We start from the raw sequence: 11,672 nt of genomic DNA on the forward strand, positions 1-11,672 counted from the left end.
AAAACTACAAAATAAAAAAAATTCAAAAACAGACTTGTAAATGCTGATTTATTAGGCGTTTTCAGGAAAATAAATTAAAATGATTTTTCTTAATTTTTATAAATCAGCATTTATAATAATCAACAGTCTTATTATTTCCTTTCCCACTTGAAATATATTGAACAATTGATTTAATAAACTCAGCTCTATAGAATCCTTCTCTCTTAACACGTACAATGTACTTTCTGATTGCTTTCAATATCAACTTCTAGCAATCCGTCAAAAATAATCCGAGCGCTCGCCACTTTTTTCTAGAGGATCTTTTTGATTTACCGATAGGTTGAATGATAATCCCATCTTTCATTACGTTTGTTGAATTTTGTTCAAAAAACAATACAAAATACGCAACGGTAGTTACGTATTGTTACATATGTTATTTCCGCAACAATTAAAGTGTCTCTATTTCTATAAACTTTCTTTTTAAATGAACAATATTTTGTATATCAATAGACACAAAACGAAAGCTACGTGCTTCAATTGTCATAAAAAAAGAGGGTCCAGAAACTAGTCATTTTCTGAACACTCTTTTAATAGTTACATAATGCACATTCCATTATCCGAAATTTATTTTTGCGCAACATATTTAGCTGCCAATAATGATTTGTATATTTCATTCGGCAAAAAATCCATGGAGTATACTCTACTGTTCTCTGAAATAATACCTTTTTGATCTAGTTATTGAATTACTTAAGGAGTTATGAAATAAGTAACTAAAAAGGATCAAAACCTTTTAAGTTTCTGTTCACTTTTGATGAGCTGTTCTAATACTCACAAATCTGATTTTTAAGTGAACAATGAGTTGTATCCGATTCTATAGATACAAAAATAAGCTACTCGTTCAGAAAATAAACGAGTAGCCTTGAACTGCCAAAATCTCTAAGGTGTAAATTCTTTAATTTTGTAAAAAATGATTATTGATACAAGAGAATTTCCTTAACAATTTTGATTGAATCTACCATAAAAAGCGATCTTCCTACTTAAGTGCATAAAAAAAGTATCTAGAGAGTATTCATTTTCTAGATACTTTTCTTTAAAAATAGTCCCAGCGAAAGGAAACATTGCTCCTAAAATATAAGCGTATGTTCACTCGTTTTTCTATTATACACTCAAAAAATTATTCAAGCAGCACGACTATTGCAGGGAAAACCGAATCTATCTTAGAGATTCTATGCTATTTTGCTTTGTTTGCTTCATCGACAGCTTGTTGCGCTTTTTCCTTACTTCCATTGCTGTCATTAGCTTTACTAATTGCGGCTTGCAGTTCACTGTCCACTTGACTCAACGCATCATTGGTATTATCGACGCCTATGGAGCTATCGCTTAAACCGGCATCCGCAGCAACTGCGTTCGCATAATCCTTTAGCTTCGTATTTGCAGATTCTAAATCTTTTGCATATTGCGCTACCTTATTAACATTGGCGTTCGCACCACTTACAGCAGCAGAAGCTTCACTATTTTGGGCTTGCACGTTTTCGATTGTTTCATTGGCCGCTTGTAAATCACTTTCCGCTTTTGCTTTTGCTGCTTCAGCTTCCGCTTTTTCTTGGACTAGTTGTGCTATTTGGGCTTTTTGACCTTTAATCTCTATCCCCAAAGCGCTTAAAACTTGTGCAATTCTTATGGAATCGTCTTTTGTCCCCAAAAAATGAAACGTCGTTGCAATCGCTGCATAGGCGCCCACACTAAATGAAAAGATCATTCCCAGTGCAGCAAGAGCTAGGACACACCCTTTCTTATGCTCTTCAATATACCTTCCGATCCTTGTTTGTTTCCTTCTTTCTCTCATACACTTCTTCCCTCTCTCATTTTAATTATTTATACTTCTATCTTTCGATAGTTTTTTTATATTGTTTGCTAACTTAGACGATGATAGTCGCTACTCACTCTCTCATTACCCTTTGTTGAAAAGCAACGAAAATAAACTCAGTTACAAATCGACTCCATCCCATCCATAATTGAAAAATGGCCAATGTCAATGTCCTAGATTTGATTACAAAGTAAATCATCAGAAAACCAGTTCTGCCGGAACACTATTGTGACATTAAGCACAATGTATAGTTTATCAAACCTCGTTTGTTCGAATCATTTTGGTCTGGTATTTCGGACTTTCCAGATTTGCTGAATTCCACTTTCCTTTTATAAACCTATGAAAATAAGCAATAAAAAAAAGAGTTCAAAAACGTTTTAGTTTTTTGAACCTTTGCTTCTGTAATCCCCTATACTTTTTGAACTATATTTACACAAAGCGCCTATCTATGAGTCACCTTGCATGGCGCTGTCTTAAAAATTATATTTAGTAGCTTCTAACTTCAACATAGATTTAATACACTGGAATCAGCATGTTACTCCAACAATAACGAGAACATTTTTGATAAAGGTGCTTGATCTAGTTCAATCATGATGTCTAGCATTCTTGTTGCCATTGTTCTTCCCTGCTCCTCATTGACTGTCCTCATAATCAGTAATCCTTCAAAAAATTTGTACAGCGTTCTCGAAAAAAAGTCTTGGAAACTGGTGGATAACAATCCCAATTGGGTAAGTAAAACTTCTGCAAACTCATACTGCTTTTTTATAAATGTATATTCAATAATATTAATCAGGAGACCACAATATACTTCTCTGCCTTTCTCAAATTGAATGTAATACTCCAGCAGTTTAGAAACTCTTTTAAAAAAGATAAATATAAATTCGTGATCTAAAAAATCTAGTGTATTGGCAAATAAATGTATCTCTTGAAGCGTCCAGCTTTCAATCCCCATTAAATAAGACAAAATCAGTTGCTTATCTTCTTCTAAAACGACAGCGGTATTGTATACTCCATAAACTTCTAAATGCTGTAAAATTCTTATTCTCGAGCGTACCTCAGCCACTCTGATCGCATTTATTTGTCCTGATTTTCTTTCTAGTTCTTTTAAAAGTAACGCTAATCCTTTTATGTCTTGCTTATTAGATAGGTTGGCGTAATTATAAGTGTAATGATTTTGTTCATTTAATTTATAGCCATTGGCAATAAACAAGAACTCGCTAATATCCATAGACAAGTTTTCTAATATCTTAATAAGGACATCAGAAGATATATTATGTTTTCCTTTTTCAAATTCAATCGCATATGATTTTGAGATAATATTTCTATAGACTTCTTTTTGACTAAATCCTTTTTTTAGCCGTATTTCTCTGATCGTTTCTCCAAACATGCATTATCCCTCTCTAAAAACGTGATACATTTCTAAATAAAACTGAGTAATACTAAAGTGCATATCATAAAAAACCATTTCATAAATTATTCTCCTTTTCTATTTTTGATGTTCTATGGCACCTAAAGATTATGCTTTCACTGAGAATCTAGACAAAGACTGATCACAATAGCTTCAGTCTTTGCCTATTTTGATTTCTATACAGTTTCTGCGTACCCGGCAGATGACGTTTGGAGAAAATTATTATCCAAATCAATTAATTAAATTGATTAGTTCTTTGTTTTCTTCACTCTTATGCTAACTACACCTAGAACACTTATAACTAAAAAACCTACAGCTTGTAAAATATTGGAAAATAGCGTACTTTCACCAGTCTTTGGGAAAGTATGACCGTTGTTTTTAGATAAAATATTAGAAAAAGCAGTGTCTTTTTTGATAGCTCTCATGGGAACGCTTTTTTTAGCTGAACTTAAAAACCTAACAGGTTTCGCTACAACATCCGTTTTTGTCTTTTCTTTTGATGTTGATCCATTTGTTCGGTTCGATCCTTTTCCACTAGTTTCGGCTATCCTTGTATCTTCTTCGGACTTTGTTGCTTCTGTTTTGGTTGGTACAGCTTCTTTTGTGATTGTTGTCGTTCCTAATGTCGGATCTGTTGTTGTTGGTTGTTCTACAGTTGCTTCAACGGTCATTCCCGTTTGACTTTCTATTGTTGATTCATTTGTTTGGTTTGATCTTGTCTCTGTGGTACCAGCCATTCTTGTATCTTCTTCGAGCTGTGTTGCTTCTGTTTTGGTTGGTACAGCTTCTTTTGTGATTGTTGTCGTTCCTAATGTCGGATCTGTTGTTGTTGGTTGTTCTACAGTTGCTTCAACGGTCATTCCCGTTTGACTTTCTGTTGTTGATTCATTTGTTTGGTTTGATCTTGTCTCTGTGGTACCAGCCATTCTTGTATCTTCTTCGAGCTGTGTTGCTTCTGTTTTGCTTGGTACAGCTTCTTTTGTGATCGTTGTCGTTCCTAATGTCGGATCTGTTGTTGTTGGTTGTTCTACAGTTGCTTCAACGGTCATTCCCGTTTGACTTTCTGTTGTTGATTCATTTGTTTGGTTTGATCTTGTCTCTGTGGTACCAGCCATTCTTGTATCTTCTTCGAGCTGTGTTGCTTCTGTTTTGCTTGGTACAGCTTCTTTTGTGATCGTTGTCGTTCCTAATGTCGGATCTGTTGTTGTTGGTTGTTCTACAGTTGCTTCAACGGTCATTCCCGTTTGACTTTCTATTGTTGATTCATTTGTTTGGTTTGATCTTGTCTTTGTGGTACCAGCCATTCTTGTATCTTCTTCGAGCTGTGTTGCTTCTGTTGTGGTTGGTACGGCTCCTTTTTTAATCGTTGTCGTTCCTAAGGTCGGATCTGTTGTTGTTGGTTGTTCTACAGTTGCTCCAACAGTCATTCCCGTTTGACTTTCTACTGTTGATTCATTTGTTTGGTTTGATTTAGATTCTGTGGTACCTGCTGTTGTTAAGATTTGTTGGTGTACCGATGTTCCTTCATCTTGCACTTGTATTTGAACTAATTCGTTCGGTTTGTCTGAGTCAGGTTCCTTTAGTTCAGGGTAATATGATGAGCCTTGTATTGATTCTAATGAATCGGAGACGATCTTGCCGTATTCTCTTGTTTCATCATTGAACCAGACATTGCCGTCCTTAGACCATCTATCTCCCTTATCATCAACTGCTCGGCTTTCACTTAAACGTGTAACATGATGACCATTGATTGTATCCGCATGAGCTTCCGCTGCAAACACTAGAATAAATCCCGCAGCTAAAGTAGTAGTTATAACTCTCTTTTTCATTATTTACTCTCCTATAAATTTCTAAATAAATGTTTCAGCTGAGCATCATTGTGATAAAAAACACAACCAAAACATTTTTAAATTCATTCCTAATTTTCTGAAACTAATCTTGCAGTTTTCATTATAGTCTCCTTTAAATAAAATTTGCATTAGGTCTTATATTTGAGACTAAGTATTTTGGGCATATTTACTATATCTTAAGTAGATAGCCAAACTTGTTGGCCCCACCGTTCAATTTGTTAGCATACTGACGGAAAAAATCTGTCTAGGACCTAGAAAAAAAGCTTATAAGCATGATCTCAGACTGGTAAAATAAGCTATTATGCTGGCCTCCACTTGCTAAGCTGCTAGTTAAAAAACTATTTCTCCGCCTGAACACAAAAAGAGAGCGTCCAGAAATTCATCATTTCTGAACCCTCATTCAACTAGACCATCCGTTATCGTTTCTTACTGACGATTTAACTTCCTTCGACAATTTGACCGCTAAGAATGGGCTATTTTTCTTTTCACCGAAACGAATGGATCGTTTGGTACCTGATAAAATTTCATAGCGAAACCAAACTGATTTTTGTTCCCCTTCACTTAGGCTTACTTTTCATCAATCTCAATCCATTCAAAGTGACAAGCAAAGTGGCTCCCATATCAGCTAGAATGGCAATCCATAAGGTCAACCAACCAGGAACGACTAGTAATAATGCTAGTAGTTTGATCCCTAGTGAAAACGTGATGTTTTGCTTAATGATCTTCAATGTTTCTCTGCTCAGTTTAATAATAAACGGCAGTTTTTGTAAATCGTCTCCCATTAAAGCAACATCTGCTGTTTCTAGTGCTGCATCAGTGCCAATGCTTCCCATGGCAATACCAACTGTTGAGGCAGCTAAAGCTGGGGCATCATTCATCCCATCCCCAATCATAGCCACTTTCCCATAAGTTTGCTTGAGTGCCTTTATATAATCTAATTTGTCTTGGGGCATCAAATCACCTTTTATTTCAGTTAGGCCAGTTTGTTTTCCAATGGACTGAGCTGTTGTAGCATTGTCTCCCGTCAACATTATCGTATGTTCGATTCCTAAATCATGTAGTTTTTTAATGACTGATTTACTTGTTGCTCTGACCTCATCCGCTACTGCAACGACTGCCAAAATTTGGTGCTCTGTTCCTAAAAGCATCGCTGTTTTTCCTTGCTGCTGAAGTGTTTGATACGGTTCAATCATCTTCGAGTCAGCGATGACCTTAGCTTCAAAAAGCTTTGGACTTCCCACAAAATAGGTGCTGCCTGCAACATTTCCCTGTATCCCTTTTCCCGTAAGTGAAGTAAATCCGTCAACAACGACTGATCGAGATGGCCGTGTTCGTTTGTCAGCTTCTTTTACGATAGCAGATGCGAGGGGGTGTTGAGAGTAGGATTCTATTGCCGCAATGATCGAAAAATATTTTTCTTCATTCGTTGGATCAACTGAAATGAAATCTGTTACGACAGGCGTTCCTTCCGTCAATGTTCCAGTTTTATCAAAGGCGATCGCTTTCAGTCCGCCAATTTCTTCAAGATAGATACCGCCTTTAACTAAAACACCATTTTTGGCAGAGTTACCAATCGCTGAAACAATCGATACAGGGGTCGAGATAACTAAGGAACACGGGCAACCTACAACTAATAAAGAGAGCCCTTGATACACCCATGTATACCAAGCTCCCTGAAAAAACAAAGGTGGAATAATGACGGTCAGTGCAGCGATTATCATGATAGCTGGGGTATAGAACTTCGCAAACTTATCGACGAATGCTTGAGCAGGTGCACGCTCACCTTGGGCCTCTTCAACCAAGTGAATAATCTTTGCAATCGTCGTATCATTTACCTGTTTTGTCACTCTGACTTCTAGCGCACCTTCTTCGTTGACAGTTCCTGCAAAAATTTCATCACCAATGTTCTTTTCAATAGAGACAGATTCACCGGTAATGGCCGCTTGATTTACTGAGGAATATCCTTTGATCACGCGACCATCCATAGCAATTTTTTGACCAGGTTTAATGATCATAGTATCGCCCACTTCGATTTTTGAAACATCAATCCAGTGCTCAATGTTATTTCTTCTAATCAATGCTTCTTTCGGAGCAATATCCATCAAGTCTCGTATCGATTGTCGGGCTTTATCCAATGAGAAGCGTTCTAACGCTTCGCTGATTGCGAATAAGATGACCACAATCGAACCTTCCGTCCATTCACCAATAAGGGCGGCACCAATGATCGCAATCGTCATAAGTGTTTCCATTGTAAAATTCAGTTTTAAAAGATCCGAAACTCCTTCTTTAAACAAACGAAAACCGCCGATAATAATCGCAGATACAAATAATCCTTCCGTTAAAAGCGCCTCTTCTCCATTGATTATTTGAGCAATGAATGCCAGAATGATCAAAAAAAGTGAGAGCAATAAATACCAATTTCTGTTCACAAAAGGCGTTTTTACTGCCACTTGAGAGACTGGATCATGTTCGGATTTGATCCTTAAGTTTTCGAAAGCACCTGCTGCTTCAATTTCTGCAATCGTCGCTTCACCTTCAATAGAGAGTTTACTAGCCCCAAAGTTTACTTTAGCAGTTTTCACATTTGGCAGTTGAGAAACGTTTTTTTCGAATTTAGCTGCACAATTTGTACAACTCAAACCTTCCACTCGATAAACCTGTTGTTTATTTTCACTCATATCAAAACCCCATCTTCTAAAGATAGCTTAGCATTTAGGAGCTGAACAACTTTTTCATTTTTAATAGAATAAAAAACGAACTTCCCTTTTTTCCGACTGACAATGAGTCCTTTTCTTTTCAAGGATAATAAATGATGTGACGTCGTTGCCACTGTTGCTTCGATGATTGCCGCAATGTCGCAGACACACAATTCATCCTCATAACTCAAGGCATAAAGAATTTTTAGGCGATTCTCTTCTGCTATTATTTTGAAGAAGTTTTTCACCTTCAAGATGTCTTCGTTTTGTAACTTCGTTTTTCCTCGCAATACTTTATCTTCATGTATACATGTCATTTCACAAACTTCGTTATCCATATAGACGCTCCTTAAACATTCAAATCTACATTTGAATATACCTTAACACGAGTGAATGATTAATTCAAATAGCGGCTAGTAAAGGACCAAAGCAATCTTTTTTGGAGTTTTTCCATTTTACAGATCCGTTTCCAGAAGAAAAACCAGATCATTCTATCCATCTTTCATAAATTCGACACAATATTGTTTTTCGCACCAGTTTAAAACCGGCTTTTTCTAACACTCTTAAAGAAGCCATATTTTTATGCTCAACTTTTCCAAAAACGCGCAACTCTTCTTGCTTTTCTTTTAGATATGGTTCCACCCATTTTATGACGTGATTCACTGCTTCTGTGGCGTAGCCCTTCTTTTGATAGGCTTCGCCAATGTAATAGCCGACTTCAAAATGCTTCAACCTTTTTTTACCATGGTATTTGGAAACTTCCACAGACCCTATTAGATCGCCTGAGCACTTTTCTTCTATCGCAAAAGCATATTGAGCTTTTGTCATATCAATTGTATTCTGCCATAGGTCTCTATTTTTCTCGATTTGTGCTTTTGCTCTTTTTTCATTCAGTCTTGGCAGGAAATAAAACCATCTGCGATAGGTTTTCTCATTGCACAACTTGATTAATGCCTCCAGATCTTTCTTCTCATAGGGCCGATAGATCAACCGCTCACTAGTATATGTATTCATCGTTTCCTCCCGATCCTTTCTTATTGTCCACACTTGCTAGTTTTCTATTTTTAAGCACAATTCCATTGTAGGGATGGATGCTGTTTCCTGGTATCTTTCGACTGAAAAAGCCTCCACCTTTATTTCATGTTTTGGAAGCCAGACATCAAACAAATACCTATATGCTTCATTCAAAGCATTCGTTACTAGCATTTCTTTCGTCTCCGCCTCGATTTTGCACACCAGATAATAGCCAGAAGGAACACGTTTTATGACCCTACTTGTCGGCGGGACTACTGTCCGGTCTAATTCTTTTCCGCCGACAAAATACCCGAAATGCGTTTGAGAATGACTTGTTGCAAAAGAAATACCAGCTTCCACTGCCTCATCCACAATTCCCTTAAGTAGCGGTTTTTCTTGATAAAATCTCTGCCAAAGCTCACCTGGTTGATCAATGCCGGTTTGTTGCCCGATAGGAAGTTGCTGATCGACTGAGACCATCCCCTCGATTCCCACATACCGTTCTTCCGTGAGTTGTCTTTTTTCAATCTCCAAGACGATTCCGTTTACGATCAGTGGCACCTTCTCATCAACCAAAAGATAGCTTAAGGCAAGATACGGCTGTCGGATCAGATTCATTCGCGGCCTTTTTTCTCGGTAATCTTCAGGAGTCAAGTGATAGGTCTCCTTGAACATGCGAGTGAAATTTGAATGATCCGAAACGCCTAAATGGTTAGCGATTTCTATGATTTTCCAGTCTGTGTTCTTAAGTAAATCAACGGCAATTGCTAATCGTCGCAACTTAATATACTCCTGTACCGACTTAAGAACCAAGCGCTTAAATAATCTTTGAAAGTAAAAGGGTGAAAGATACACCTGTTCTGCTAACTGCTTTGTGTTCAATTCCTCTGAAATATGCGCGTCAATGTAGTTTAATGATTGATCGATCGCTTCCCATGCATGCATCTTCTCCCTCCTTTTTAAACATTTTAGCAACCTCTAAAGCATTTCGCTGGTTATAGGGTGCTCATTTTGAATCTTTTTAAAAGGAATCACTAAATCTTGTACGCCTGCTCTAAAAACTTTCTATTAGAGACGACACTCTTTCCTCTAAATCGTTGAAGACCATTCAAAACTTTCAGAGTGCGAACCTCTCTTAGCTCCATAAAAACAAACATGTGAATTGCATCAGCTCTTGCAATTTAAAATCGTAAGTTTCAAAAATTCCTATTAAACCGTTAGAACTAGCGCTACTGTATCTTTCTTCCCCATTTCAGAAGCTGAATGTAAATGTTTTTCATTAATTGTGTTACCATTTGAATAAATAGAAACTATCGCTAGACACTTACCAAGGAGAAGAACTATGAGAGCTTTACACTTGAATTTTATATTGGACAAACGAACCATCCGCTTCCTTAAAATTTTGTCCGTATTTGAAGGAAAATCGGATTATTTATTACGAGATCTGTCAGACGCAACTGAAATAAATGAGCGAACACTTTTGGTCGATATCAAGAATATACGCCTACATTTTGACGGGTGTTTAGAGATAGAGAGTACCCATACGGGTTATCAGTTTCAATTACTTGATCCAACTGGCTATGCAGAAGCTAAGCGAGAACTCATTTCTCAAGAACCGCTTTTCGTTGTGATAGAGAGCATACTGAGCGGAAAACTGCTTTCTTATGAAGAATGGGCCGACCACTTTTTTCTTTCTGAAAGCTCCATGCGCAGACATCTTCTGCGCGTATCTGAAGCACTGGAACCGTACCAGCTACAATTTTCAATAAATCCAGTCGATCTGATTGGGGAAGAAGGAAATATTCGAAAGTTTCTCAAAGATTTTTATTATGAAGCCGACGAAATTTCCCCCTTCACCCTAAAACCGTCTGTAGAAGTCAATGAACTCATGCATTATTTAGAAGAAAATCGTTATCAGCCATCTATGGGAACAGATATTTTGCCTACGGATTTCTATTATCAATTCTATATCATGATTTACCGAAGTTCTCAGAGAAAGTATATGCCCGTCCCTAATATTGAAGGCATGGATTGGGAAAAAGACGACACTTACCAGTTTCTTTTATCACTTAAGCCTAAAATCCAAAAGCGTTATGGCTTTGTCATACCTGATAGCGAGCTTCTTTGTTTGTATCTGTATGCCATTTGTAAGAGAACGATCGACGCTCCAGCTAAGGAAGAACTCTTTTGCCAACAGTTTAATCATTGGTCAACTATAACTGAACTAGCAAGAAAGTTCGTAGCGTATTATGATCCGATCTTAGCCGATCCTCGTTTTCCCACGACAACATTCATTGAATCATTTTTCACTTCGGTAAAATATCTTGATCAACTCACACCGATCATGAATAAAAATATTACTGAAGTAAATGCATTTGCTCGTCACTCATATCCAGATTGTTATACGCGTATTCACTCTTTTCTAGAAGCCAATCTGAGGGATTTAAAAGTAGAAGATACATACATCGAGGATATTACTGCGAGTCTTCTCTTAACGATTGAAGCAATTCGTGATAGCTATGTTCAAAATCCCAAACGTATCGCTTTCCTGCTGGAGGGCTCCTCCTTTGTCTGCCGCAGTGTGAAAGCAAAAACCCTTCGCTACTTTCGAGGGTACCATCAGATATTTTTCCCAACGATCGAGCAAATGGACAACCACTTTTTTCACCAGAACCAGATTGATATTTTCGTGACCAACTACGCAGACTATGTATCCTACTTAGAAAAAGACATGGAGTATATTTTGTTCCAATCCATTCCGACGATCGACGATTGGAATCATCTGCTTGAACGAATCAACCCTCAAATTTTAAAAGACTTCTCCTTGAACCCTCTAACTGATCTCAAAGGCTAGCGCC

At 37.3% G+C, this 11,672-nt stretch carries 8 protein-coding genes; 1 reads left to right on the forward strand and 7 read right to left on the reverse strand.

The features are described 5' to 3' along the window. Positions 1–1,210: 1,210 nt before the first annotated feature. The 7 genes from IGI92_RS15665 to IGI92_RS15695 all read right to left on the reverse strand — a co-directional run bounded on the left by IGI92_RS15665 (position 1,211) and on the right by IGI92_RS15695 (position 9,759). Positions 1,211–1,825 (reverse strand): hypothetical protein, encoded by a 615-nt coding sequence (locus IGI92_RS15665; RefSeq protein ID WP_430607379.1) that lies wholly within the window; start codon positions 1,823–1,825, stop codon positions 1,211–1,213. Between the two features lie 556 nt (positions 1,826–2,381). Then, positions 2,382–3,233: a helix-turn-helix domain-containing protein gene (locus IGI92_RS15670; protein WP_429947878.1), complete on the reverse strand. Its 852-nt coding sequence runs from the start codon at positions 3,231–3,233 to the stop codon at positions 2,382–2,384. A 269-nt stretch (positions 3,234–3,502) separates the two neighbouring features. Beyond that, complete coding sequence (locus tag IGI92_RS15675; protein WP_430607380.1) at positions 3,503–5,083, reverse strand: hypothetical protein; 1,581 nt, start codon at positions 5,081–5,083, stop codon at positions 3,503–3,505. Between the two features lie 578 nt (positions 5,084–5,661). After that, entirely contained in the window at positions 5,662–7,782 is a 2,121-nt protein-coding gene (locus tag IGI92_RS15680; protein WP_430607381.1) for a heavy metal translocating P-type ATPase, read from the reverse strand. Next, a complete protein-coding gene (locus IGI92_RS15685) occupies positions 7,779–8,138 on the reverse strand; it encodes an ArsR/SmtB family transcription factor (protein WP_430607383.1) in 360 nt (119 codons plus the stop codon). The genes IGI92_RS15680 and IGI92_RS15685 overlap by 4 nt, the downstream gene beginning before the upstream one ends. 148 nt (positions 8,139–8,286) lie before the next feature. Next, positions 8,287–8,814: a GNAT family N-acetyltransferase gene (locus IGI92_RS15690; protein ID WP_430607385.1), complete on the reverse strand. Its 528-nt coding sequence runs from the start codon at positions 8,812–8,814 to the stop codon at positions 8,287–8,289. 36 nt (positions 8,815–8,850) lie between these two features. Next, on the reverse strand, positions 8,851–9,759 hold the full coding sequence (locus tag IGI92_RS15695; RefSeq protein WP_430607386.1) for an AraC family transcriptional regulator: 909 nt from the start codon (positions 9,757–9,759) through the stop codon (positions 8,851–8,853). 397 nt (positions 9,760–10,156) lie between these two features. Between IGI92_RS15695 and IGI92_RS15700 the strand changes: the two genes are divergently transcribed. Then, complete coding sequence (locus tag IGI92_RS15700; protein WP_430607388.1) at positions 10,157–11,668, forward strand: helix-turn-helix domain-containing protein; 1,512 nt, start codon at positions 10,157–10,159, stop codon at positions 11,666–11,668. The last annotated feature ends 4 nt before the right edge of the window (positions 11,669–11,672 follow it).

This window comes from Enterococcus sp. DIV2379, from assembly GCF_050542965.1.
Classification (GTDB): Bacteria; Bacillota; Bacilli; order Lactobacillales; family Enterococcaceae; genus Enterococcus_D; species Enterococcus_D entomosocium.